This is a genomic window from Cyclobacterium sediminis (genome assembly GCF_054781075.1).
Window position 1 is genome coordinate 427,791 of the sequence record NZ_BAAGVC010000003.1, and the last position, 25,829, is coordinate 453,619.

Here is a 25,829-nt window from a genome sequence, read left to right on the forward strand (position 1 = left end):
AATATGTTAAGTAGAGTTGCAAATTCAATTTACTGGCTGGGGAGATACATGGAGCGAGCAGAAAATTATGCCAGATTTATCAATGTAAATTTCAACCTTATGTTGGACTCACCGCCGGACCTAAAGGAGCAATGGGAACCTTTAATTATGGCTACAGGGGACCATGAACAATACAAATCCAGAAACCAAACCTTTGACATGCAGGAGGTTATCTATTTTTTAGCCTTCGATCAAAACAACCCGAATTCTATCATATCATCTGTCTCTAATGCCAGGGAAAACGCCAGAATGATACGAGAAAACCTTACCAAAGAAACCTGGGAAAAACTAAATGAAACCTATCATTTTGTCAACAAGGCTGCCAATGGAAAAATCTGGAAAAAGGAAGACCCAAGAAATTTCTTTGAAGACGTAAAATCTCAAATACTGTTGTCCTACGGCCTGGCGGATAATACCGTTGCCCGTACAGAAGGCTGGCACTTCAGACAACTGGGCCAATATTTGGAGCGAGCAGACAAAACTTCAAGGATTCTAGACGTCAAATACCATATCCTCCTCCCCTCTGCCGAGGAAGTGGGGTCCCCATTGGATTTCCTTCACTGGATGGCTTTACTAAAGTCTGTTACAGCTTTCAACACATACCGGAGGCTTTATGGAAACATTTCTCCTTCAGGGGTAGTCGAGTTCTTGGTTTTAAATAAATACTTCCCTAGATCAGTTTTCTTTTGCTTGAAAGAAGCAGAAACATGTTTGTACAAAATCTCAAATTCAAGCGGTGAAGGGTATTCCAACAGTGCTGAAAAGGCAATGGGAGAATTACGATCAAAATTAGAATTTGACGATGTCAACGATATTATTTCCAGCGGATTACATGAATACATAGAACATTTACAAATAAAAATTAATAATATCTCTAATAAAATAAACGACAATTATTTCCAAATAAAAGATAACTTTGCCAGCCAAACTATGGCACAAGAATGACTTTCTGCATCGGAATAAAAACAAAACACGGTATTTTAGGTTTGTCAGACACTAGGATTACCTCAGGTAATGATACAACCACCTCAAAAAAAGTATATACAGTTAATAGGAGAAACCATTCTTTTTTTATTATGACCTCCGGCTTGCGGTCTGTAAGAGACAAAGCCATTACCTATTTTGGTGAATTAATTGAAAAAAATGATTCAACCTATGACAAGCTATACAAAGCTGTCAATGGCTTTGCTGATCAAGTAAAGCGAGTAGCGGAAGAAGACAAAGACTCTCTAGAAAAATCAGGTTTTTTCTTTAATTTATTTTCAATCATTGGTGGGCAACTCGAGGAGGACAAAGAACCCAAACTCTATTTACTTTACCCTCAGGGCAATTGGATTGAAATTAGACAGGGAACTCCATTTGTTATTATCGGAAACACCGGCTTTGGTAACCCCGTCCTTAAGCGTTCTTTAAAGTATGAGGAGCCCTTATTGTTGGCACTTAAAAGTGCTTTTTTGGCTTTCGACGCCACTAGAATCAGCTCCAATGATGTTGATTATCCGATAGATACTGTTATCTTAGAAAATGATAGTTACAATATTGTAGAAAACCGATTTGAACAACACGAATTAAATCACCTTTCTGAATTTTGGAACGATTCTTTAAAAAATGTCATTCATGACTTACCGGCAGAGATCTTAAAAAAAGCTTTTCTGCCCAAAAAGGAAGAAAAGTAAGTACCACCGACAAATGTAGCAATGCCTCTTCCGGCTGATAAAATCACTTCTTGGAAAGGGTTTGATAGTATTGGAATTTATCGGTCAAATAAACTATTATGCGCCTGAAAATTCAACATATCACAACTTATGAATACCAAAAACTTGTCAGGTTAAATCCTCATCATTTTTACCTGAAACCCCTCCAGCGAAATTATTTGGAAGTCGAAGCGTATTCATTGGAAATCGACCCCAAACCTGAAGGGATCAACGAGAGGTACAGCATTGAAGGCAATCCCTATTTTCAAGCTTGGTTTACAGGAGAAACTGAATCCATGGAGATTCACTTGAATTTTCAGGTCAACACAAAACATTTCAACCCTTTCCTGTTTTTAATGGATCAATGGTTTTTACAACAATTTAATCCTGAAAGTGAAAAACCTTTTTCTTACCGGCCCAAGAACTTGCCCCTATTGGCAGCCTTTTTGGCACACAATAAAAACAATTTACTAAAAAGCTATGCGCTAGAGAAACTCAAATCCAATGATCCCATTCAATTTTTGACTCAATTGAATGCTGCCATTCATGCCGATTGGCACCATATCATTCGGGAAGAAGAAAATCTTTGGTCTGCTGCCAAGACTTTTGCTGCCGGAAAAGGGTCGTGTAGAGACCTTTCCTTTATGCTGATGGAAATGTTGAGGCATGTAGGCTTGGCGGCCAGATTTGTCAGCGGTTATGCCTTTAATCCCGAACTGGAAGAAGGGCATGAACTTCACGCTTGGGTTGAGACTTATCTTCCCGGTGCAGGATGGGTGGGGTTGGACCCTAGCCTGGGGCTTATGGTAGACGAACATTACATACCCCTTGCTTCAAGTTTTCTCCCCGAAAATACGCTTCCTGTGCACGGAACCTTTGGCGGAGAAAACCTCAAGCCTTCAACATTACAAACTTCGGTCAGCATCCATCAGATTTAAAACAAAAATCCATTTCTTCTAAAACAAACCCAATAAAACAAAATTTTATTAACCTTTTTAACCTGCTTTCAGTTTAATAGAATAACACAAAAAATTCTATGAAAAAAGTGGGAGGCACAATATTTATCATCGTTTTACTATCCGTAATATTTTTTCTGGATTGGTATGTATTTCAAGGAATCAAAACCATTTTACCTTCAGCTTATTTAGCGCAGGGAAAAACGGTCTATTGGGTGCTAACTGCTGCAATCGCCATGTGGTTTGGGTATACGTTTTACACCATTATGCAAGAGGGCAAAATTTCCTCCTCTTCACAGCAATCTCTCAATTGGTTTTTGGTTATTCTTGTTACCCAACTAACCGTAGTCCTTTTCTTATTTGGTGAAGACCTAATTAGGGGCTTGGGCTCTGTTTACCGATATGCTACCAATTATTCCAATGAAGGCACATTATTGGTTTCTCGAAGAAAATTTGTTAGCCAGTTGGCGTTTGCTGTGGCTGCCATACCTATGACAGGCTTTATTTATGGGATTGTTAAAGGGAAATATGCCTTTAGAACGATCAGAAAAACCCTTTACTTTAAAGATTTGCCGGAGGCCTTTGATGGGTTTACCATCACTCAGTTGTCAGACATTCATGCCGGTAGTTTTAAAGATATTCAGGCTGTAAAAAAAGGGGCAGAAATGGCTGCCGCTCAGCAGTCTGATCTTTTTGTATTTACAGGAGATCTGGTCAATCACAAGGCCAATGAAATTGATCCAATGTTGGATGTTTTTTCAAAAATCAAAGCCCCATATGGTCAATTCTCTATTTTAGGCAACCACGATTATGGAGACTACACTTCTTGGCCAAGTCCTGAAGCAAAAGCCCAAAACCTGGAATCGTTAAAAAACAAGCATCAGTTGATGGGCTTTGATCTGCTTTTGGATGAAAGCAGAACCATAGAAAAAGACGGGCAAAAAATAAGCCTGCTTGGTGTTGAAAATTGGGGAATTGGTTTCCAATCTAAGGGAGACCTTGAAAAATCCCTACAAAATGTACCGGAAAAAGACTTTAAAATCCTGCTTTCGCATGACCCTACGCATTGGGACGAACAAGTTAAAAACCATCCCAAAAACATCCATTTGACACTGAGTGGACATACGCATGGCATGCAGATGGGCATCGAGACGCCATTTATCCGATGGAGCCCGGCACAATACAGGTACACCAACTGGGCGGGAATCGCAGAGCAAACAGGGAAATACCTTTATGTAAACAGAGGTTTTGGATTCCATGCTTTTGCCGGAAGAGTAGGGATCTGGCCTGAAATCACCGTTATCGAATTAAAAAAAGCCTAAGACAAGACCCTAGAAGGTCAATAATCCGCGTTAAACCACTATTCGTTATTGAAATTTCACTGAACCACGCTCGCCGGAAAGAAAATAATAGGCCAGCGGAACAAAATACAATGCTGTAAAAGTACCTATGGTAAGGCCGCCGATTACTGAAAAGACAAGGGGTCTTTGCAAATCTGCTCCCAAACCCGCACTGAACACCACCGGCACCAACGCAAGAATCGTGGTGATGGATGTCATCACAATGGGCTTGAGTCTAATTTCTCCTGCATGGTACAATGCCTTGGTAAGGGCCTCTTTACCCAAAGTTCCATTTGCTCGATAATTTACCCTTAGTCTATTGATGGTGTCTATTTTAAGTATCGCATCATTGACCATGATTCCAAGCATTACCACCAAACCAATGGCTGACATAACATTAAGAGAGGTTCCGGTTAGCCATAACACCAAGAAAGCCCCTCCTACACCTAAGGGTAGTGTAAATATTACAATAAGTGGCTGTAAAAAACTTTCAAACTGTGCCGCAAGAATAAAGTAAAGTAATAAAATAGAAACCATTAAAATACCCATTAGCTGTTTTATGGTTTCCTGATCCTCGAAATACTGACCGGTAAAATTCACTGAAAGATTTTTATTTACTGCCCATGAACGAATATCCTCCTCATGGTTTGTCGGTTCTGGAACATGGAGGTTTACGGATTGGAAAATACCGGACCTATCTGCTGTTACAAACTTATAATGGGTATCGTAAGCAGAAGAAATAAACTCATCTAATGCATAAGGAACCCCTTCTTCACCATATAGAAAATTTCTCCTCAGGAGGGATTGAAAATCAAGTTGATCATTTTTCAAGCGTATAGGGATGATCTCTCCAAATTGTCGAATATCTGTAATCAAATAATCACCAAATAAACGCTCAATAGCCGTAATCAACTGATTGACATCGAGACCATAGAGTGCTAATTTCTCAAGATCAGTCTTAAAAATTACAGATGCCCCCTCTTGTAGACCTGGTCCTTTAGACCAATCTTTAACGGGAAATGCCTCCATTAATGCATTCATTTGATTGGGACCTACCGGCCTCTTTGTTTCTAAATTCATAAATCGCACTTCGAAATTTGGACGATTTGAACTAAATAACTGATCAAAGGCGTTGGGGGCGTCTTTTATTTCTATACTGGCCTGAGGGTATTGCCTGAGGAAGAATTGCTGAAGCTGCCTTGCAACATTTTCTTTGTCAGTTTGATTGGCAAACAATAAGTAAAGATCTGCCTGCTGAATAGCATTTTCTCCCTCATACAAGATGAATTGCCTTAACCCCACATCGCTTTCTGCCACTGTAAATTTCCCTTCCAATTGCTCAAGTAAATGCTGAATTCTATTTTTGTTTTGGCTTGCATTGATTGGTTCATTCCAATCTAATGAAATCAAAACATCAAACTTTTCAATGGCTGGTAAACCTTCTACTTTTAAAAACTGTACAGATGCCAAAAGTAAAGGTATCAATAGGAACAATACCACCAATGACAAACCCGGCCTTGAAAAAAACCTTTTAAACAGTATCTTATACCCTTTGAGCATTCCTTTAAAAAGGCGACTATCCTCTTTGAAAGTACCTTTGGCTTTGTTCTTAAATAAAAGAAAATACAATAAGGGGAGCAGAATAAAAGCCACCAATAATGAGACGGATAAAATAGCGGCAACAGATACAGCTTGATCATAAAACAATGCTCCTGCTACCCCACTTAAAAACACCAAGGGCACAAATACTGCAAGGGTAGTGAGCACAGAACTGATAAGTGCGGACTGCACCTCATTAACCCCAACCACACAAGCCTCAAATAAGGGAAGTCCCTCCTCTCGTTTTCGATTTATATTGTCTAAAACAATGATGGCATTGTCTATTAGCATCCCTAAACCGAGAGCAAGCCCACTAAGGGAAATCACATTTATGGAAATATTAAAAAAATAGAAGACCATAAAACTAATCACCAGAGAAGCCGGCAAACTTATCCCTATGATAATCGGCATGCGGTAATTTCCCATAAACACAAACAGAATAGCAAAGGCAAACAATCCACCAAAAAACAAGCTGGTTTGGAGGTTGTCGATTCCAGCGTTCAGAAGGGAAGATTGATCTTGTGTCAACTCAAAATTTACCTGTGGGTAATCTTCTTTAAACAATTCTACCGCCTCATATATTAGGGGCATGGTTTCGTTCATTTTGGCTGCTGTCTGTTTATGCACTGTTACCACCAAGCTTTCTTTACCATCAAATAAATGATACCCGGTTGGACTGGATAGGGTGTGGTTAACTTTTGCAATCTTTGATAGTAAAACAGTATTTCCTTCGGGGCCCCTTACAGGCAGATTCCCCACGTCTTCTGCCGTCTCCAGCTTGCTGGCCAAACGCAAATAATACCTAAACTGTCCATCTTCTACGCTAATTCCGGGAAGCTCTCTGTTTCCGTCCTGAATGGCCTGAACTAAATCGGATTCTTTAAAACCCAAACCCGACATTACAGCTTTGTTGGGGGTTACAGAAATGGCTTTTTCCTGGCGCCCATTTATGTCTACAAGAGCAACACCATCCAGTTGTTCCAAGCGCTTTTTGATTACATTCTCTGTAAGCAATGAAACTTCCGCATAATCCACCCCTTCGTTTGGAACGATTTGCAGTCGAACAATAGGAATATCATTGGAGTTGATCCGGACAACCTGTGGTCTGGGCATGTCATCGGGCAAACTATTGGTCAGTCGATCAATTTTTTCATTGACCTCTATATAGGCCAACTCCATTTTTGTTTGAAAATCAAAAGTCAAACGCACATTTCCTACTTCAGACCCTGCTTTACTTTCTATATCTTGAAGTCCATTTAAGGTTACCATGCCCTCTCGAATGGGCTTCAAAACATTTCGCTCTATGGATTCGGGGGAGGTATTGGGATAATTAACCTTTATGATAATTTGCGGGACATCTATGGGTGGCAACAAAGAGATCGGCAGTGTCCTAAACATTATTACACTGAAAATAAGCAAGGCCAAAAATGTCATGCCGACAGCTATGGGACGTGAGAGTAAAAACTTTACCATATCCTATTCTGTTGAAACTTGGACAGGAGCCTGATGGGCCAATTGAACATTATTGCTAACAATCACTGTTCGGTCAGCTTCCAAGCCATCCAAAACCTCCACTTCTCTACCATTGTCTTTCCCCACCTCCACATAATTCCAAATGGCCTCATTATTATCTATGGTAAAGACTACAGGCCTACCGGAACGGTATACTACAGCTTCTTTTGGCACCACCAAATTGTTATTTTGAGGAGCTCTTATCACTGCTCTGGCATTCATCCCAGGCAATAAACTCCCTCCTTTGCTTAGTTTTAAAGTAACTTGAACCAGTCCGTTTTCATCCACTTTTGGATTGATGCTAACCACTGAACCGGTAATACTATCCCCTAATCCGGAGACAGGATATATTTCCGCCTTTTGCCCCTTTTTCACAAAGGAAATATCCGATTCCAAAACTTTGACTTTCATCTCCAATAAGGAAGTGCTTAACACCAAGCAGATTTCATCTCCTGCACTCACCAAACTACCCTTTTTTAACTTTAAATCTGCTATTGCTCCGGATATTGGTGCTTTTACTTCCGTCTTGTCTAGATTAATTTCTGCCTCTCTCACTGCAATTTCCGCGGCCAATAAGCCACTGGAAGCCCTCCAATATTCATCCCTTGCCTCTTTATTCAAATCTTCAGAAAAAGTAGTTTCAACCGTAGAGGTAATTTTTCGGCTCTCATATTCAGCTCGAGAAGAACGCAAATTTACCTGAGCTTTCTCCCATTCCAGCTGACTATCGGTTTTGTCCAATAAGGCAATCACCTGCCCTTCCTTAACTTGTTGTCCTTCCTCTACCTTTAAATCTATTAAATAGCCACTTCGTTCAACCACAGACATTACTTGATTTTCAGCTTCAATTTTTCCGGTCGCATTGATTAGGTAATCAAAAGACTTTTTTTCTGACAAGCCCACTTTTACGGAAGTGGCTTGAACTTCATCCCTGAAAGTCTCCATAGGGATTTCCTCTTTCTCCTTGGTCTCTTCACCGCAAGCGGAAAGGATTACAAGGGAACAAAATAAGAGTGTTTTGTTCATGTCTTTTATTGGCTAAAGGGTTAATATTATTTTAAAGAATATTTGGAAAGATTATAATTAACTAAATATTTAAATCTCATGCAAACATTGGCTTTATTTTTTATCTAAAAACCTCTAAAAATTAAATTTAGCCTCTGAGAATCATACAAAAACCCACCGTCTCATAGTTTAAATAAAAAAAATTAACCCTGATTATGCTTTAAAGCTGAACTTTAAAATAGATGGCCGGAATTATCAGCCATTACTGATAAAGCAAAGGGCCCTAAACAAAAAAATCCGGACTGAGTAAATCAATCCGGATCAATAATTTCAGTTTAGTTTTATGCTATTTCAGCACTTTTTCATCGGCGTGCATAAAATCAGGATCATCCTCTTTATAATTTACATGAATTATAGGGCTAGCCTTGTGAAGCAATGCTTTACTTGATGAGTCTAAATGCCTTACATAAACAGTTTTTCCTAATTTATTGTAGCGTTCAGTCACTTTATGTACAGCTTCCAATCCGGAATGGTCCACTATTCTACTCTCCTCAAAATCTATAATGATTTCATCAGGATCATTCAGTGGGTCAAATTTCTCCCCGAAAGCGGTTACTGAGGCAAAAAACAAAGGACCGAAGATTTCATAGTGCTTGATTCCGTTTTCATCCATTCGCTTTCTGGCACGGATCATTTTTGAATTTTTCCAGGCAAATACCAAAGCCGCGATGATCACCCCTATCAATACAGCCAAGGCGAGGTTGTGAAGGAATACTGTGACAAGGGTTACCAAGATCATCACCAAGACATCTGATTTAGGCACTTTTCTAAATACCCTTAGAGAGGCCCATTCAAAAGTTCCGATGGCCACCATAAACATAAGCCCTACGAGGGCTGCCATAGGCACCATTTCTATATAAGAAGAAAAGAATAAAATAAAGGTAAGCAGACCTAGCGCTGCCACAATCCCCGAAAGTCGGTTTCTTCCTCCAGCATTTACATTGATAAGGGATTGACCGATCATGGCGCATCCACCCATACCTCCAAAAAATCCGGTGGTAACATTTGCTACACCCTGGGCTATACACTCTTTATTTCCACTTCCCCTAGTTTCTGTAATTTCATCTACAAGGGTTAAAGTAAGTAAACTTTCAATCAAGCCCACACCGGCCATTATCGCAGAATAAGGTAAAATGATCCAGAAGGTCTCCATAGACAGGGACACCATTGGAATATGAAATTGCGGCAAGCCACCTGAAATAGAAGCCATATCCCCTACCGTTCGGGTATCCAAACCTCCAAAGATCACAATCAAAGTAACCGCAAGTATGGCTGCCAAAGCAGAAGGAATTACCTTGGTTAACTTAGGAAGGTATTTGATGATAACCATGGTAACTAGCACCAAAGCCAACATAAGGTAAAGTGGCGTACCGCTCATCCATTCTGTAACACCCTGGGCATTCACAGTTTTAAACTGCGAAAACTGAGCTGTAAAGATGATGATTGCCAAACCATTCACAAATCCGAACATTACCGGGTGAGGCACTAGGCGAATCAATTTCCCTAATTTCAACACCCCTACTAAAATCTGGATCAGCCCCATTAAGACCACCGCAGCGAAAAGGTATTCCACCCCATGATCAATAACTAAAGCCACTACCACCACAGCGATGGCGCCGGTAGCTCCTGAGATCATCCCCGGTCTACCCCCTAAAATAGAGGTAATCAAACCAATGATAAAAGCAGTATACAAGCCTATCAACGGGCTTACCCCTGCAATCAAAGAAAATGCTACTGCTTCGGGCACCAAAGCCAGGGCAACAGTTAAGCCTGAAAGCACTTCATCTTTGATATTGGCTTCCTTTGGTCTGAATAAGTTGTAAAAGGCCTGAGTCATAGGTCTGTAAGATTGATGATGTTATTAATAGATTGATTAATTTAAAAAATTAGGATTTTGGGTGATTTCCATAAGGAAATAAGGCGCAAAGATATTAAAAATATATTTAATTAAAATATTATTTGGTCTTTTACAGAGAGAATAAACTGAATGCAAGCAAAATAGCTTGTTTATCTATAAGTCTTTGACATAATTATAAATTAACTGGCTAACGCTGGCAATACACTCTTTACCAGCTTCCTCATCTCGAAGGTTTTTACTTAAAATAACCAATACATACTTTTTGCCTTCGGGAAGCTCTAATATGGCAGCGTCATGCTGCACCCCAGTAATAGCGCCTGTTTTATGCGCTATTTTGACTTCTTTTGGCAGGTATTTAGGGATTAAATCATTGAAATGCTGGTCCGAAAGGATTTGCATCATATTTTGAGAGCCTACCACCTTGCGCCTGGCAATGGCTTCCATGACAAGCATCATGTCAAGGGCCGTAGTGGTATTGCTTAGGCCTGCATCATAGGCTTTGAGATCCTCTACACCTCTAAGGATCTGAATGTCTTCAGCCCCTAATTCACGCATCAATTGTGTAACATTTGCCGCTCCCACCTTCTCTATCAGAATATTGGTGGCCAAATTGCTACTTCGAACAATCATCTCATACATCAACTCATATAGGCTTGCCTTCTCACCTATTCGCTGATACAAGGCCTCTTGACTATCTACGCCCAAGTCCATTTTGTAAAGGCTTCCATCAAGTATACTTTTAAATGAATTTCGAATCATGACTGAATCCTGCAAAGAAAACTTTCCTGCTGCTTCCTGCTCCAATAGTGCTATCATAACCGGGGTTTTCATGGTGCTCGCTGCATGGAATGATTCTTTCTCATTGAGAAACAATTCATTTTCATCACCATCCAATGACCTGAAAGCAAGGGCAAAATCCCCTTCTGTTTCATTTATTAGCATTTTTATTTCTTCCTCTAGCTGAGTCAGTTTTTTTTCTTCGTTACCATAATTACATGATAATAGAAGGACTAAGGGGATTAGCAAGTGAATTTTCATAGGAATAGGTCAGTTAAAGTAAAACAAGAACCCAGGCCATTACCGCTAAAAAAGCCAATATTGGTCCAAGGAAAATAAAGAACAGGCCACCGGTACGAAAGTCTTTCTGTTCCACCAAGCCTGTAGCAAAAGCAATGGCATTTGCGGGGGTGGACACAGGAAGCAATAATGAACAAGAGCAACTTATCGCAACCATCACAGGGCCGGCAATTCCGTATATCCCCGGCAAGGCCAAACTAAGAGGAACCAAAATTGAGGCTGCTGCAGTATTGCTCATTACGTTGGAAAGTAACACTGCTACTAAACAAAAGACAATGGCGATAAAAAGCCTAGGTAAGGGCAAGGCGTTAATTTTCACCATGACTATTTCGGCCAGCCCCACTTCTACCAGCGCAATGCCAAGGGCGAGTCCTCCGGCTACTAACATCAGGGTATCCCAAGGCAGGCTTCGTACATGTTCAGAATGGATGACTTGGGTCATGGTGAGCAATACTATGGGGATGGCAGAGGTGGCAGCAACAGGTATGCCATGCAATGGCTCTGTTAACCACATCAAAACAGTAAACGATAAAGTGAATATAACGGCATTCTTTTCAAAAGGCCTGACCTTACCTTTGCCTTTGGGAAGGAGTGATAGGTCAAGTGTTACCGATGAAAAGTCTCTGGTTTTACATAGGAATTTCCAAAAAAGCCAAACCAATATCAGTCCGGTAGGAAAGCCTACCACCATCCAATCAATAAAAGTGATATTTACCCCTTTCTCTTGTAAAGCGCCTACTGCAATAGCATTGGGCGTACTTCCAATGATCGTCCCGATCCCTCCTACAGAAGCTGCAGCCGGTATGGCCGTCAATAAAGCTTTACCATAGGGAGAGTCTTTTCCAATTATCCGCACCAGAGGTAAAATCGAAGAGATCATCATGGCTGTGGTTGCTGTATTGGACATGATCATACTGGCAATGGCCGTGGTCATCATCAAGCCAAGGAGCAAACCTTCAGGCTTATGACCGAATTTTTTGACCGTGAATTGAAAAAGCTGTCGATCAAGCTCTACCAAACTCATGGCTTTTGCTAAAAAAAAGCCACCGAGTAAAAGCCAAATTACATTGCTTGTCCAGGTACTCACATAGAGTTCCGGGGGCATGGTTTTATCAAAAAAGAAATCTGTGCTAAACCCAAGTAGGAGGGTGGCAATAATAAAGATTCCCACAGCAAAAGGAGGTAAGGCTTCAGAAATCCATAAGCCTATGGCCAAAATACTGATAAAAAACACAAAATTGACGGGTGCATCGTATCCTATCTTGCTAAAAAAATAGCTAATTAAAAGTGCTATCAGAAAATTTCCTACAAAGGTAGAAGTACTAAAAATCCAATTTAACTTAAGCTTCCTGTATAGATTTCTGGCACCACTTCTAGAATCAGCTTCAAACATGAACAAATAGAAATTTAAGAAAAAACAAGGTTAGGTTCCTTTGTGAGTAGGTGATCGAGATCTCCTACTGGATCCGAGGCAACCACGAAGCAATTTAAACCGAAATATGGAATACATTAATGATTAGGCACAAAATATCAGGACAAATCTCACAAATCGGGATAGTCCCTTTTTATAAAGGGCAGTAATACCAGTAAATATTGGAATAATAGTGCAATGAAACTTTTTATAGTGCTTTAAGACAGCTATACCGCCAAGGCATACTATCATTGAAGTATTCCAATATTAAAAAAAGCGCTATAAACTACCCATTGAAATAATACATTTTAAGAAAAAAGGCAAGAAAAAATCCAAACAGCAAAGGGGCTGCGTATATGCCATCAAATATTCAATAAAACAGGAGTGATAGAAAAATTAACAGCTTTAATACACTTCTGATAAAATCATTTTTTCATCTTTTTTATTTCAAAGGCCATGGTTACGACTCCATGGCCTTTTTTTTATAATTTGGTTAAGGAGGAAATTGGATGGTGGGTTGGAATTATTGTTTTAAACTTGCCGGTTCAAGCACCATCCACCTCTAACCACAACTTAGTTGAAGATTACCTGTCCATTATGGGCTAGGTTTTAAAGCTAAACATAGCATGGCTGGTTGCGGGATAATCGTTGAATTAAAAATTTTTAGGTTTTGGAACCAAATTTGTGTTAGTTTTGTCAACTTAATTCAAATGGGGCTGACCGGTTTTGACAGTAGGAGTGAAGATTGGGCTCGCATGCAGGCTGGAGTATGTACGGCCTTGAAAGATTCATACAAATCCTAATTGGCGAAGATAATTACGCCATGGCTGCCTAATCTTACCCTTAGGGGAATAGATAATGCTTAAAGGGTTGAGCTTCGATAGATGCTCCCCGGCCACATCCCACCATCCGTTGCGCTGTCCGGATGGATTTGGGGTGTCGACTCGACAGTGCTGCTCTCTGTGATGCTGCTAAGCAGGGCTAAGATCAGCAGATAAGCCGAAAGTAGGTGTGTCAACCAGCGGCTTTCGGTCGACAATTCAATAGTTGACTAAGCATGTAGACGGTACGGTGTTTCCCTATCTGGACGCGGGTTCGACTCCCGCCAGCTCCACAAAAGAAGCCCTGATTACTTTAAAAAGTAGTCAGGGCTTTTATTTTTTGGTCTGGGGCGGATTATGGGGCGGAATGTTTCAGTCTTTAACGGTCCGGCTAAGGTTTATTTTTTCCATAATTTCAACGATCAAAAAAAATGCAAAAAAAGAATTCAAGATGAGCAATTACCTGTTTCTATTCAATACTCTAAAATAACCAATTTTTTCACGGTTTCCATTTCTTCAGGCTTACTCGCCGCAATAAGAAGTGTTAGAGATGATCCTATCAAGATTATAATGATCAATGTTCCTGGTGACCTTTTCGTTGCCTTCCAATTGAACTATCCGAAAATTCCGGATAGTTGGTTCTTGATCCAGTTTTGTCTTTAGTCATTATCAGTTGCCTTTCTCTTCTCATCCTTTAAAAATCCGAGTTGCGAGGATTTTTCATTCCCCCCAAATTCCAAAACCAGCTGGCCGGGTTTGAAATTGGTGGGGCAGGTTCGTTTTTGGCACAATAAAACCGATAGGATTTTGTAGGACAAAGACACAACTTGCAAAGATCCGGCACAGCCAAATGGTGGTGTGACCAAGAGGTTGTTTTGGCACTGGACGAATTATTCAGGACTATTTTATCAATAATCAAATTTACTTATTTTAGGACATGACTATTTTTATTATTTCAATATGGAGTTAAAAACCTATAAGAATGGTCAAATATTCCTATGTGTCTCGTTCGCTTTGTCTGAAAAGTTATGTATAGAGGTATAGGTATATTATTTTTAATATTTATGCATAAAGATAATTATAGGTATATGTAAATATTTGAAAACTATCCGGGCAGGTGGAAAGCCTAGCTCCTACTATCATTTTTCCATGATGCTAAAATATTCCACTCAGCGGAATTTCTTGTACCTCAGGTTAGTTTAGTCTGGGACACTCAATAGGAAGTCAGTTCGGGAAAAAGCTGGCTTATTGAAGAAAAAAGTGAATCCACTTAGAAGGCAGTTTGTTTCCAAGCTTCCAACATTATATCAGCCATATTTATTTTCATTTATTTTTAAAGTTTAAAATTCCGTGAAAACCACCTACTACACCTACTACCTTACTACATTTTGCATTTTACCAATTGATAACCTGCATCTTATGGGAGTCATGACTCAAAATCCATCTTACTACAAAAACACTCTCTGTAGTAAGGTGTAGTAACTTGATTTACTTTATCTTACTACAAGTTAAATTGCTGATTTCCTTTAATTTGCAACCTATATGTAGTAAGTAGTAGGTTGATTGTGTTTAATAATCTATTCCTTTTAGGGGAAGTTTTGATTTGATAAGAAAAAATTGACGAAAGGTTTAGAGAAACCTTGTGAATGGCATTAGGAAAAAATAGGGAAGAACGGTATTTAAATATGTTGGTATTTTACCAACATATTTGTAATTTTACAGTAAATAAAAAAACATGGTAATTATCTACTTGACCAAGTTGATTGTTTTTGCAAAGAAGCATTCCGATTCGGCCAAAAGTCTGACCACCTGGAAGGTTATTGTAGAAAATGCCAATTGGGAAAAAAACCAGGATATTTTGGAGAGTTTCCCAACTGCTAAGATCATTAAAGGCAATAGGGCACGCTTTAAAATTGTGGGAAATAAATACCGTTTGATTATCGAAGTGAATTTTGAGGATAAAACGGTAGAAGTTCGATTTATCGGAACCCTTGATCAATATGATAAGATAGATGCCACAACCATTTAAACATTAGCAAAAATGAAAACGCTTAAAAATAATAATTGGTTCTTACTGGAATCAGAAGCTGATTTTGAAGCTGCAAGTAAAAGGTATGAGCAGTTGAAAGATGCGGAAAAAGGTTCGGGAGCACATAAGGAAAAAATGCTTTTGGTCCATCTGATTGCCCAATACGAAAAAAAGCTTTGGGATTTGCCGGAAGTGGATCCTGTCGAAATGATCAAAATCCGGATGGCCGATTTTGGTTATAATGCTGCCACCCTGGCAAAGGCCTACGGTGACAGAGGGACCATCAGCAAGGTGTTGAATTATAAGCAGTCCCTGTCATTGACAATGATCAGAAAATTCAGCCAGTTACTGAAAATACCGGCAGAATGGCTTATAAGGGAATACCCTCTAAAAAAAGCTCATTAAATAGGTTTTAGTTAACACTTTGATTTAATATCCTTGTTTCCGAGGATAAAATAAGCATCTATTCATTTCATTGTTTATCTTTCTTAGGAACCGCCTACAAACATTGACAGGTATTTTTGGAGTTTTTAAAGTCAAAATGGTATTGGTCTCGAACTTTTAAATCACATGGTTACTTAATTCATTCAAGACCGCCCCAAGCTTTCTGCATCTCGTTTCTTTTTCTTTCTTCAGTAAATTAACATATCGTTGAAAGCTTTGGTAGTCTGCATGCCCCGTAATCTTTATCACCGTCTCTGCAGCGGATTAAATAAATTGAGGAAACTGTAGCAATTCCTGGGTACCATTCGTCTTTAATATATGAAGATTTATAAAGTTAATCCTTTTCTATTTTTCCTTCTTCTGATTTTCTCCTGTGAAAATAATATTGACCCGAATAAAGAGGGTACTGCCGAGGTGGCCATCTCAGTAGCTTCAAGGGGATTTTATCAGTTTCTCATAGAATTCGACGACGATCTTTATTTTCCTGAAAACTTACCAGATGAATTTAGGGTGGTATCTCAGGAACCCATACCTGTAAACATCAAATTTCAGATCCTGGATAACAAGGAAGACATCTTTCAACCAGCTCCAAATGATGTACCTGTTTTCCTGATGTCTGTACCCGTGATTACGATATTATCGATTGAAAAAATTAAATCAATTCCCTGAAGTTTCTGAACTTCAATTTTTCAACCGGATTCGAAGATTTGGGGTATCGACTTGATAATGCTACTCCCTGCGAGGTTAAAAAAGAAGGTGACAATCACAGCTAAGCTGTTGTCCGGTGTATCCCCCAACAAACAACGGTCGCAAATCCAAACGGTGAATATACATGATGATGTTAAGGTGTTTCCCAATCTGGACGCGGGGTCGACTCCCGCCAACTCCACAAAATGGTACAAAGCTTTAAAAAAGAATTCGTACCATTTTTTTAATCTTGAGTTTTTATTCTCCTATAGCATGCTAACCGGTTTTCAAATCCTATACTTAAAAAATCACTTTATAGTCTGTACCTGGGCTAATCCTAAAGGTTACTTTACCGCTAATATTATCCTGATGAAAGTCTATCTCTTGACCACTTTTTCCTAGCACCTTAGGAGTCCCTATACCCTTGTTAATCACATTAATTTGTGCATCCCTTTTATTTTCACCAAAATGGTGGACATAACTGACCGGCAAACTGGAAGTAGGATACACATGGGCTATATTTTGGGAAGCATCCTTCCTTAATATTATTACCCCCTTTCCGCCGATAAATACAGGTACCTTATTTAAATCGTGTGGATAATTATCCAGAAGTTTTGGGCCAACAAATTTTTCCCCACTTTCAAAATCATACCATATTCCATCCGGTAAATAAACAGCTACCTTTTCTATGCTTTCCTCAGAGAGCAAGGGTGCTGCTAAAATTGATTCACCGATCATCCACTCAAACCTTTGTTGCTGGTAAACTTTATCATCTCCGGGAAAGGCTAAAGGTAAAGGGGTAAGGGTATAAGGAAACCCTGAATGATAAGCCTTTATTGCAGAACTATACAAATAGGGGCCTAATTGATAGTGAAAGTTAACAAGTTTTTTAAAGGTATTCCTAGCTTCTTCCGGCCAACCCTCCGGAAATGCTCCTATTGCCATTCCAGCCGTTAAGGCCAATAGCCAGGCATGTTCGATATTTGATGAAACCTGGGCAAGGTTATGCATATTATGGACACCTGCCACATCTGAATAAACATTGGGAAAACCTGAAGCAGCGAACTGGAAATAGTTGATCGGTATCCTTGAATTTTTTTCTCCTACCCCAGAATCATTGATCCTCAATAAGGTTCCCGGCGAAACAAAAGCACCATTTCTAGCCATTACCAGACCACCATCATCACTAATATTTTTTATCGGTTGGTTAAATATCCCAATTAAAGAATCAAGATCCATCATGGTGTCCTCTTTTATTCCCGCTACTTCCCATTTTTTATACAAAGCCCCATACCATTTTGCAGCCTTTTTATTCCTACCATCAAGCAAATAACTTGGAACTATGGGGAAAATAGAGGAAGTTATACGAAAAGGAACTCCCTCTATATCTTTAACAAAATAACCCTTGTTTAAGCCAACCTCGGAGAGTTCATTACCATAAAATGAATTCACTTTCAAGTTTTTATCTCTCTTGGTCGTTTTTGGGAAATAGGGTCCTCCTTGAGGTATAAAGTTGGTCCTCAACCCTATCATCCAGTGAATATCATTATCACCCATCCAATTTTTTAGGGATTGGGGCTCCGGGAATTTTTCTCCCCAACGACCAAAACTAGTAGTGGTACCTCCTTGATCCCAAAAGCCGGACCCAGTTACTGCCCATTTAATGGGGTATCCTTCTTTTAGAAACTTTGCCAAAATTCCTTTCACTGTTTCTTCATTGGTATTCCATCCCAGAGCGTCCCAGGATTCCCAGCCTAATTCAAACAAAGTAAACTTTGGCTTTACTTCTGAATAGCCATTGTCCTCCCTGGCATTTTTATAATGCTTGTAAAGCTCAGGTACTTTACCAACGAAAAGATAGAAGGATGAAGCCCCTTTGCCCTCTATTTCCTGGTGATAGGAATTTGTTGACAAAGTCACCGATTTTTTCCCTTGAGAAAAGAAAACGCCGGCAAAATCGTTTTTCGGAAAGATACAGAATGAGCTCACCCACCTATTTCGCGCGCCATCATTGATGAGCCGAAAGCGTTTTTCATTTTCAGCAACTAGGTTAAAGGTCTTGTTCCAACCTCCGGCATCCCCTAAACCATAAGCCACAGGCATCCCTCCAAACCTTATAGAGGTTGTATTTATATTATCATTTTGGGGAGACACATTTAAAGTAATTCGCCCTTCTTTAAAAACCAAGTCAACCTGTGCATAAGCTCCATTGGACAGGCTCACCTTTAGCTTTGCACTTTTTGAACTGCTTTTTAATACCTCTGACGAAATGACAGGATGGCCATTGAGAAAAAGTCCTGATTCTTGATCCTTAGGAACCTTAACTGTCCCTAATCGGTCCTGAATTTCCATTTTCATACCGATAAGCTCCACTTTTAACCGGTAATTCCCATCACTTAAATACAAGGCAGGTTCTTGAATAAAAGAATAAGAGGCAAGAAAAATTGTTGCTAAAATTAAAAACAGTGATTTACAGTGTATTGAATGCATTATTACAAAAGGGTTATTGTTAGGTTTTTTAATAGTAGTGAAGCCTTTAAAAATCTACTTACGATAATGTAAGTACATTAAGCTAATGGCAAACAGCCCGCAAATATAAACCGGTATTTTTCAATTTCACGACACTATTTTATATAGACTGAGGTCGAAAAGGAATTTTTGTAAAAAAACTTGTCCCACATTATGACCATAAAGTAGGTCCGGGTTGATGAAGGGGCTCAATTCAATAATTAATTTCAGTTTATTCAACACCCTTCCATAAGACATAGGTTGTTTAACCTAAAACAAGCAATCGACAACCTATTAGATGAAAACACTCCAAAATTAGCCACTTTGTTGCAGTTTCCAATCACACCAAAACGATGCAATGCCACCCCCATAAATTCTGATTTTCTTGCGATTGCAACACTCCCACAGTATGGTCAGGAAACCCTATGGCTTAACATCATTCCAATTGAATAAGCTAGGATTAGAAATTGATATTGCTTACAATTATTTAAAGGTTTTCTATTCCTTTTCCATATTCTTCGCTACCTGCGCATCAAATGCTTCCAATATAGCTGAAGGCAATTTGGCTTTTTGTTTCCAACTCGCGTCTCCATAGACACCAATATTATCAAGGTCAAAAACCTCAAAACCAATCTGCTTAACAGCTCTCTTGTTTTTAAAATTAAAGTTGAAATTTTCTGCATCAACAAATCGAGGATCTCTGATCACACTATTTTTATCATGCCCTATCTTTTGCCATTCCGCAAAACTTTTACCGTTGAAGTCATACTCCTCTCCTCCCGTATTCCAGTAGATATTATGGTCCATGGCAATGTCAATCTTTTCCCAGGCACCTTGCAATACGACCCCTTCATTAAAGACGATAATATTGTTCATAAAATCAAAAGACCTGTGCTCTTCCACCCGTGTACATTGGGCCTGGTACATTTTAGCATAGGCGAAAATATTATTTCGAATGGTATTATTTGCCCCGTAATGTTGGTGAAAACCGCCGGTTTTGGTACTGTAAACCAAGTTATTTTCCATTACTATATCAGAGGAACCTTCATCTGTATACAAGCCCCAACCACCATAAGAGTAGGCATGAACATGGTGAACAATATTATTACTGATCACTGTGCCTTCGGATTTCCCCAAGGTATAAACTGCTGCCATATCACTAAGCAGGGTCCAACCTATATGGTGGATATGGTTATTGGTGATTTTATTCCGTTTGGCTTTGCTTTCAGCATATCCCCAAACCCAGCCAACTGAAATTCCGGTATAATAAAAATTACCTATATCGTTGTGGCTGATTTCATTGTCAGAACTATGGCCTACCCAAACGCCTACTGCCGAGGGGTATTCCAAACCTCCGGTCTGTAAGATATTATTGTGGAGTTTTATATGGGAAGTATGGTTTTCACCTTTTTGGGGTCGGAAGTCCCCAAGGTAAATTCCTCCTCCACCTAGATCATGTAAATAACTGCGTTCGACCGTAGAATTATGGCAAGCTTTGCCATACCAAAGGGCATGTTGACCGGTTTTAGAAATCTCACAATTTACAAAATCAACATGGTTTGCACCTTCTAGCATCACTGCCGCATTGATCAAAGCAGCGGCCTGATTGGGTTCAGAACCGGTAGGAGGAACCGCATAATGACAATGCATAAAAGAAAGACCTTCAAATCGGACATGTTCAACGGGCTTCCCATTGGCAGCATCCCCTTTGACCATTACCAGGTTTTCCAGCAGGGGTGCGACTACTTCCGCATTCTCGGGTTGCTCTCCGGGACGAGGAATATAATACAAGGTACCTTCAGGATTTAAATACCACTCTCCTGCTGCATCCAAAGCGGTAGCAAAATTTTCAAATACAATCCTACCTCCCTCCTTAATCGGGTTCCAGGGTTTCATTCCTTTACCGGAAGTAAACACCCGGGCACTGTCTCTGTCCAATCTATCAATGTGGCGCATGGTGAAATCCCATTTATGGTAGGCCCTAAAGCGAACATTCTCCAACTCATCCGCTTGAATCCCCTTAAGATGGGAGAAATTGTCTTCATCAAAAGAGAGGATTTGCTGTGCTTTTTCTACTACCCTTCCTGTACCTTTGATCCAATCTTTTTGCTTCACTGCCCCTATATGCATAAAATCTTCATTGGGGGTACGTGCCAAAGTTGCCCTTTTTCCGTTGACATACAACTGGTCAAACCGCCATTTATAAAGGCGACTTTCCGGCACATCCAGTTCCCATACACCTTTTGCATTTACTTTAAATCCGGTTAGTGTTTTACCACCACTGAATATTGGTTTTTCATCCTGATAGGCTTTATAGACCACGGGAGCTTCTTGCGACCCTCCATCTTGAGGGTACAATTCAAAGGGAGCTGACATCTGGTATTCTCCTCCACGTATCAGCACGGTAACCGGACCGGTAAACCCATTGTTCATTTTGTGGTTTCTAATCCAATCCCGAGCGCCAATAAGACTTGCCAATGGTTGGTCCATTGTGCCCTTGTTTTTATCGTCACCATTAGGGGCTACATAAATCGTGAGCTCGTTTTTATTAATTTGGCTTGCCGATGCAAAGGCGTTGGGAATAAATTGAATAAACAAAAACAATAAAATCCCAATAGCACTACTAATTTTTATATAATTCATTGGTTTTTTCCTTTGGTAAGCCAATTTACAATTATAGGACAAACATTTCCATCAAGGGGGGATTTTCATTGGAATTCAGGAGGCATACAGGAAAGAGATTTTGTCAGTATTGTTGCAGAAAACAGCAACAATACCGCCAAAATCAAGATTGGTATAATCTTCCTTACCAAGGGCTGACACCTTTGGCTGAGATATTGCGCCCTTTTAGGGCTTGGTGTAATCATAGGTCTTGGTGCACGATTTTGCTAAGGAATGGACGTTGGGATTTTGATCTTCACCTAGGTGTAATTTGCAATTACACCTTTATATCAATAGCTATGAACTTTAGAAAAGTCATTTTAAAAGGCCATTTGTAATGGCCTAAAACAAATCACCTCAGAAAAGCTTGTATGTGATAGTATTGGTATTATTCTCCAAATCTCCGGAAAGTAGGCCAAAAAATAACAGTAAATCATTAATGGTTTTGGTATAGCTTCCCGCTACCTGCGACAGTCCCAACAATTCTTCAATCCTACTTATTGCAGCATCATAATCTTGTATTGTATTAATTGGACTAATTCCATAATCAAATTGTTTTGCATCAGTTTTAGGTAGCAGAAGAAATCCAAAAATCATATCTTACACCTGCCAAGGGAATCGAGGAGAAAGCAAAAATTCATAGCTATACAGTTAAAGAACCTGTTGATATAAGCCTTACGAATTCGGACCTCTCACTCTCCTATTTATCCAAGCATGCGGTCAAACAAAATTCAGCTTTTTGAATCGATGATTGATCGATAAAGCTTAAATAAAATTTAATATTATTGCTTTAAAATAAATATTTAAAAAAATGATGAGTTTCAGCAAAAAACTTCTAGCTCTCTTTATACTCTTTTTATTCTTTTTTCAAGCCACAAAGGCGCAAACTTCTCCAAAGATCAAAGGTCAGCTCCAAGCCATTTCAGAAGACAATATTTTTATTTCTGAGGTTTACTTTAATTGGGGAGGTTCCATTCTAAAGGGTGAGGATGGCCAGTATCACCTGTTTTACTCCAGATGGCCAAGGTCCAGCCAATTCACCGGATGGCTGATTTACTCAGAAATAGCCCATGCCGTTTCATCCAAGCCAAGCGGTCCGTGGAAATATAAGGAAACAGTCTTAAAAGGGCGAGGAAAGGGTCATTGGGATGCCATAACAGCACATAACCCGAAAATCAAAAACTTTAATGGGAAATATTATTTGTACTATATCTCCACCAATATGGGCCAAGATGACAGCTATTCAGACCAAGAACTCCAAGAAACCAGTACAACTGGCTATAGTCATCCCAACTGGAAAATCCTACGCCCAAACCAAAGAACCGGTGTAGCAGTTGCTGAAAGTCTTGATGGCCCCTGGGAGCGATCGGATAAGCCGTTGATTGAGCCATCAGGCCCAATAAGTACTTTAACGGTAAACCCTGCAATTGATCAGGGAAAGGACGGAAGGTATTACCTGATTATCAAAGGAGACAAGCCTAATGATGAAAACTTTGTGCGAAATCAAGCCATGGCCATAGGTGATAGCCCCACAGGACCTTTCATCATTCAACCAAAGCCAGTGATAGATTATATGGATACTGAAGACATGTCTTTATGGTATGACCAAAACAGAGAGAAATACTACGGTATTTTTCATTCCCATACTTTTATAGGCTTGGTAAGTTCTACAGATGGTATTCACTGGGAAAAAACGGAAGATTTTGAGATTATGACCAAAGCCATCCCTACCCTGCAAGGGGAAGATATCAAGCCTGACAGGATGGAAAGGCCTTTTGTGTATCAAGAACAAGGAATGGTGAAGGTATTGGGACTGGCCTGCAAGGTGGGAAACGAATCTTTTATTGTAACCATTCCTGTAAAAGAAAATGCTCAATATTAAAATGTATTTAAGAACGTTGAATCGGGATAGTTAACTTTTCTAAATTGGTATGACGAATTCAGTGAATTCAGTGAAATTTTACATGTAGCAGTACCAAACCGAGGCCAGTTAAAAAGGCTTAAATGATAAATAAGCATGGGAAGTGGATCCATTTAAAACCAACACCTTTCAAGACCTATAAGAAAAGGCCAAAACCTTGGTATTCTTTTTATGCCAACCAAATAGTTATAGAATAATGATAAAACAACATGTAAAATTTATCCTATTGAGCTTTCTTTTAGTAGTCTCTTTCGGCGCAGTACATGGATCGGAAATTCCTAAAAAGAAAAAACAGCCTAACATCGTTTTCTTTTTTGTAGGCGACATGGGATGGCAGGATACTTCGGTGCCATTTTATAAAGAAATCACTGCACTCAACGAAAGGTATAAAACTCCCAATATGGAGCGATTGGCTCGTGAGGGAATGAAATTCACTCAAGCTTATGCCAGTGCAGTCTGTACTCCCTCCAGGGTAAGTTTAATGACGGGGGTAAATGCTGCCAGACATAAAGTTACCAACTGGACCTTGAAAAAAGACGTATCACCTGATAGTGATCACGAGGTGGTAAAGTCCCCCGATTGGAATCTAAACGGCCTGAGCCCAGTCCCAAATATTCCCCACACCTACTTTCATCACGAAAATTTACCACTGCTATTGAGTCAAAATGATTATAGGACCATTCATGTAGGGAAAGCACATTTTGGGGCCTTAGGTACTCCAGGAGAGGATCCATTAAACTTGGGATTTGACCTTAACATTGGTGGAAATGCCACAGGTGGCCCTGGTAGCTATCTGGGTATCCATAACTTTAGCTCCGCTTGGAAAGGTTCCGGCAACCCTTTATTGGATTTGCCCGGCCTAGAAGCTTACCATGGAGAAGAGATATACTTGACTGAAGCACTGACCAGAGAAGGGCAAAAAGCAATTTCAAAGGCAGTGAAGGACAACAAACCTTTTTACCTGTACCTATCACATTATGCCAATCATCCTCCTAGGGAAAAGGATGAACGCTATTACCAAAATTACATAGATCAAGGGTTAAATGAGCTGGAAGCCACCTACGCATCAATGATTGAGGGCATTGACAAATCCTTGGGAGACATTTTGAATCACCTGGATAAACTTGGCGTGGATGACAATACGATCGTTGTTTTTATGTCAGACAATGGTCCTCATCCGCAGGCACCTCAAAACCTTCCTTTGAGAGGACATAAATTAGGTCCATATGAAGGAGGAATCAGGGTCCCCCTATTGGTCAAGTGGCCAGGTGTGACCAATCCGGGAACAGTTTCAGATGATTGTATTATCATCGAGGATATTTACCCAACCTTTTTAGAAATTGCAGGACTTAAGAGCTTGGCAAATAAAAGTATAGATGGTCAAAGTTTTGTTCCTCTTTTAAAAGGGGAGAATTCTAATTCCGGGGATAGACCCCTACTTTGGCATTTCCCTAACACCTATTTTAGCCCACCTTACAGTGTCGTCAGAAAGGGAAACTGGAAGCTGATTTACCACCATGTGGATCAAAAACTTGAATTATTTAATTTAAGAGATGATATCAGTGAATCCACTGAGCTAAGCCAAACCAATAAGATTAAAACCAAAGAAATGGCTGAATTGATGACAATGTTATTGAAAGAGACCAAAGCACAAATGCCAACAATTAACGCTACCGGACAATTCGTACCCTACCCGGATCAGGTATATAGTGGTCGTTAAGGAGATTTTGTCAGTATTGTTGCGAAAAATGGCAACAATGCCGCCAAAATCATGATGGATTGATCATTATTTAACTCGGTGGCTAGGGCCACCGGCTACAAAAATATCACCCCTAAAGGGGTTTTCGGTTGGCGTAAAGATTAATGGGTAGCTTCGGTAAAAGGCTGTACCGTTGTTATTTTGTCAGCATTGTTGCGGAAAAAAAGGCAACAATACCGCCAAAATCAAGATAGTTATAATCTTTCTTACCAAGGGCTGACACCCTTGGCTAAGATATTGCGCCCCTTTAGGGCTTAGGGTAATCATAGGACTTGGTATACGATTTTAGTAGGAATGGACGTTGGGATTTTGAACTTCGACTAGGTGTAATTTAAAATTACACCTTTATTTCAATGGCTATAAACTTTAGAAAAGTCATTTTAAAAGGCCATTTGCAATGGCCTAATCTAAATCATCTCAGAAAATCGTTCTTGTGCTATAATTGGCA

Annotated in this window: 17 protein-coding genes and 1 other RNA gene; 10 read left to right on the plus strand and 8 right to left on the minus strand. The window is 39.7% G+C overall.

The window, feature by feature from the left end; genetic code table 11:
- Positions 1 to 3: 3 nt before the first annotated feature.
- The 4 genes from ACYVHJ_RS04095 (at position 4) to ACYVHJ_RS04110 (ending at position 4,011) form a co-directional block, all read left to right on the plus strand.
- Entirely contained in the window at positions 4 to 984 is a 981-nt protein-coding gene (locus ACYVHJ_RS04095) for an alpha-E domain-containing protein (RefSeq protein WP_460512784.1), read from the plus strand.
- On the plus strand, positions 981 to 1,715 hold the full coding sequence (locus ACYVHJ_RS04100) for a peptidase (protein WP_460512786.1): 735 nt from the start codon (positions 981 to 983) through the stop codon (positions 1,713 to 1,715). The genes ACYVHJ_RS04095 and ACYVHJ_RS04100 overlap by 4 nt, the downstream gene beginning before the upstream one ends.
- 98 nt (positions 1,716 to 1,813) lie before the next feature.
- A complete protein-coding gene (locus ACYVHJ_RS04105) occupies positions 1,814 to 2,671 on the plus strand; it encodes a transglutaminase family protein (protein WP_460512788.1) in 858 nt (285 codons plus the stop codon).
- Between the two features lie 98 nt (positions 2,672 to 2,769).
- The gene (locus ACYVHJ_RS04110) at positions 2,770 to 4,011 is read left to right on the plus strand and encodes a metallophosphoesterase (protein ID WP_339902313.1); all 1,242 of its coding nucleotides are present in this window, start codon (positions 2,770 to 2,772) and stop codon (positions 4,009 to 4,011) included.
- A 45-nt stretch (positions 4,012 to 4,056) separates the two neighbouring features.
- Here the strand turns inward: ACYVHJ_RS04110 and ACYVHJ_RS04115 are convergent, their stop codons facing one another.
- The 5 genes from ACYVHJ_RS04115 to ACYVHJ_RS04135 form a co-directional block, all read right to left on the minus strand.
- A complete protein-coding gene (locus ACYVHJ_RS04115) occupies positions 4,057 to 7,101 on the minus strand; it encodes an efflux RND transporter permease subunit (RefSeq protein WP_460512791.1) in 3,045 nt (1,014 codons plus the stop codon).
- A 3-nt stretch (positions 7,102 to 7,104) separates the two neighbouring features.
- Entirely contained in the window at positions 7,105 to 8,166 is a 1,062-nt protein-coding gene (locus ACYVHJ_RS04120; protein WP_460512793.1) for an efflux RND transporter periplasmic adaptor subunit, read from the minus strand.
- 325 nt (positions 8,167 to 8,491) lie between these two features.
- Entirely contained in the window at positions 8,492 to 10,042 is a 1,551-nt protein-coding gene (locus ACYVHJ_RS04125; RefSeq protein WP_460512795.1) for a SulP family inorganic anion transporter, read from the minus strand.
- 174 nt (positions 10,043 to 10,216) lie between these two features.
- Positions 10,217 to 11,101 carry a serine hydrolase gene (locus tag ACYVHJ_RS04130; protein ID WP_460512797.1) on the minus strand — a complete coding sequence of 295 codons (885 nt, stop codon included), beginning with the start codon at positions 11,099 to 11,101 and terminating at the stop codon, positions 10,217 to 10,219.
- A gap of 13 nt (positions 11,102 to 11,114) precedes the next feature.
- Entirely contained in the window at positions 11,115 to 12,533 is a 1,419-nt protein-coding gene (locus ACYVHJ_RS04135; RefSeq protein ID WP_339905290.1) for an SLC13 family permease, read from the minus strand.
- A 730-nt stretch (positions 12,534 to 13,263) separates the two neighbouring features.
- On the opposite strand from ACYVHJ_RS04135, the gene ssrA reads away from it, so the two are divergent.
- The 4 genes from ssrA to ACYVHJ_RS04155 all read left to right on the plus strand — a co-directional run bounded on the left by ssrA (position 13,264) and on the right by ACYVHJ_RS04155 (position 16,514).
- Positions 13,264 to 13,668, plus strand: a transfer-messenger RNA (tmRNA) gene (gene ssrA / locus ACYVHJ_RS04140).
- 1,439 nt (positions 13,669 to 15,107) lie between these two features.
- Positions 15,108 to 15,401 carry a type II toxin-antitoxin system HigB family toxin gene (locus ACYVHJ_RS04145; RefSeq protein ID WP_460512799.1) on the plus strand — a complete coding sequence of 98 codons (294 nt, stop codon included), beginning with the start codon at positions 15,108 to 15,110 and terminating at the stop codon, positions 15,399 to 15,401.
- A gap of 12 nt (positions 15,402 to 15,413) precedes the next feature.
- The gene (locus ACYVHJ_RS04150) at positions 15,414 to 15,806 is read left to right on the plus strand and encodes a helix-turn-helix domain-containing protein (RefSeq protein ID WP_460512801.1); all 393 of its coding nucleotides are present in this window, start codon (positions 15,414 to 15,416) and stop codon (positions 15,804 to 15,806) included.
- 357 nt (positions 15,807 to 16,163) lie between these two features.
- On the plus strand, positions 16,164 to 16,514 hold the full coding sequence (locus ACYVHJ_RS04155; protein ID WP_460512803.1) for a hypothetical protein: 351 nt from the start codon (positions 16,164 to 16,166) through the stop codon (positions 16,512 to 16,514).
- Positions 16,515 to 16,832: 318 nt separating this feature from the next.
- On the opposite strand, the gene ACYVHJ_RS04160 is transcribed toward ACYVHJ_RS04155, so the two are convergent.
- The 3 genes from ACYVHJ_RS04160 to ACYVHJ_RS04170 form a co-directional block, all read right to left on the minus strand.
- Positions 16,833 to 19,022, minus strand: coding sequence for a TIM-barrel domain-containing protein (locus ACYVHJ_RS04160; RefSeq protein ID WP_460512805.1), 2,190 nt, complete (start codon positions 19,020 to 19,022; stop codon positions 16,833 to 16,835).
- Between the two features lie 516 nt (positions 19,023 to 19,538).
- Positions 19,539 to 21,683 carry a right-handed parallel beta-helix repeat-containing protein gene (locus tag ACYVHJ_RS04165; protein WP_460512807.1) on the minus strand — a complete coding sequence of 715 codons (2,145 nt, stop codon included), beginning with the start codon at positions 21,681 to 21,683 and terminating at the stop codon, positions 19,539 to 19,541.
- Between the two features lie 375 nt (positions 21,684 to 22,058).
- Positions 22,059 to 22,298 carry a hypothetical protein gene (locus tag ACYVHJ_RS04170; protein ID WP_460512809.1) on the minus strand — a complete coding sequence of 80 codons (240 nt, stop codon included), beginning with the start codon at positions 22,296 to 22,298 and terminating at the stop codon, positions 22,059 to 22,061.
- Between the two features lie 214 nt (positions 22,299 to 22,512).
- Here ACYVHJ_RS04170 and ACYVHJ_RS04175 point away from each other — a divergent pair, with 214 nt between their 5' ends.
- Together ACYVHJ_RS04175 and ACYVHJ_RS04180 are read left to right on the plus strand one after the other, a co-directional pair.
- A complete protein-coding gene (locus ACYVHJ_RS04175) occupies positions 22,513 to 23,583 on the plus strand; it encodes a glycoside hydrolase family protein (protein ID WP_460512811.1) in 1,071 nt (356 codons plus the stop codon).
- Between the two features lie 235 nt (positions 23,584 to 23,818).
- Entirely contained in the window at positions 23,819 to 25,342 is a 1,524-nt protein-coding gene (locus ACYVHJ_RS04180; protein ID WP_460512813.1) for a sulfatase, read from the plus strand.
- The last annotated feature ends 487 nt before the right edge of the window (positions 25,343 to 25,829 follow it).

Coding starts and splice junctions, on each gene's coding strand:
- ACYVHJ_RS04175 (WP_460512811.1), top strand. CDS start 22,513: ATGATGAGTTTCAGCAAAAAACTTCTAGCTCTCTTTATACTCTTTTTA.
- ACYVHJ_RS04095 (WP_460512784.1), top strand. CDS start 4: ATGTTAAGTAGAGTTGCAAATTCAATTTACTGGCTGGGGAGATACATG.
- ACYVHJ_RS04170 (WP_460512809.1), bottom strand. CDS start 22,298: ATGATTTTTGGATTTCTTCTGCTACCTAAAACTGATGCAAAACAATTT.
- ACYVHJ_RS04115 (WP_460512791.1), bottom strand. CDS start 7,101: ATGGTAAAGTTTTTACTCTCACGTCCCATAGCTGTCGGCATGACATTT.
- ACYVHJ_RS04145 (WP_460512799.1), top strand. CDS start 15,108: ATGGTAATTATCTACTTGACCAAGTTGATTGTTTTTGCAAAGAAGCAT.
- ACYVHJ_RS04155 (WP_460512803.1), top strand. CDS start 16,164: ATGAAGATTTATAAAGTTAATCCTTTTCTATTTTTCCTTCTTCTGATT.
- ACYVHJ_RS04130 (WP_460512797.1), bottom strand. CDS start 11,101: ATGAAAATTCACTTGCTAATCCCCTTAGTCCTTCTATTATCATGTAAT.
- ACYVHJ_RS04165 (WP_460512807.1), bottom strand. CDS start 21,683: ATGAATTATATAAAAATTAGTAGTGCTATTGGGATTTTATTGTTTTTG.
- ACYVHJ_RS04120 (WP_460512793.1), bottom strand. CDS start 8,166: ATGAACAAAACACTCTTATTTTGTTCCCTTGTAATCCTTTCCGCTTGC.
- ACYVHJ_RS04160 (WP_460512805.1), bottom strand. CDS start 19,022: ATGCATTCAATACACTGTAAATCACTGTTTTTAATTTTAGCAACAATT.
- ACYVHJ_RS04135 (WP_339905290.1), bottom strand. CDS start 12,533: ATGTTTGAAGCTGATTCTAGAAGTGGTGCCAGAAATCTATACAGGAAG.
- ACYVHJ_RS04150 (WP_460512801.1), top strand. CDS start 15,414: ATGAAAACGCTTAAAAATAATAATTGGTTCTTACTGGAATCAGAAGCT.
- ACYVHJ_RS04125 (WP_460512795.1), bottom strand. CDS start 10,042: ATGACTCAGGCCTTTTACAACTTATTCAGACCAAAGGAAGCCAATATC.
- ACYVHJ_RS04110 (WP_339902313.1), top strand. CDS start 2,770: ATGAAAAAAGTGGGAGGCACAATATTTATCATCGTTTTACTATCCGTA.
- ACYVHJ_RS04180 (WP_460512813.1), top strand. CDS start 23,819: ATGATAAAACAACATGTAAAATTTATCCTATTGAGCTTTCTTTTAGTA.
- ACYVHJ_RS04100 (WP_460512786.1), top strand. CDS start 981: ATGACTTTCTGCATCGGAATAAAAACAAAACACGGTATTTTAGGTTTG.
- ACYVHJ_RS04105 (WP_460512788.1), top strand. CDS start 1,814: ATGCGCCTGAAAATTCAACATATCACAACTTATGAATACCAAAAACTT.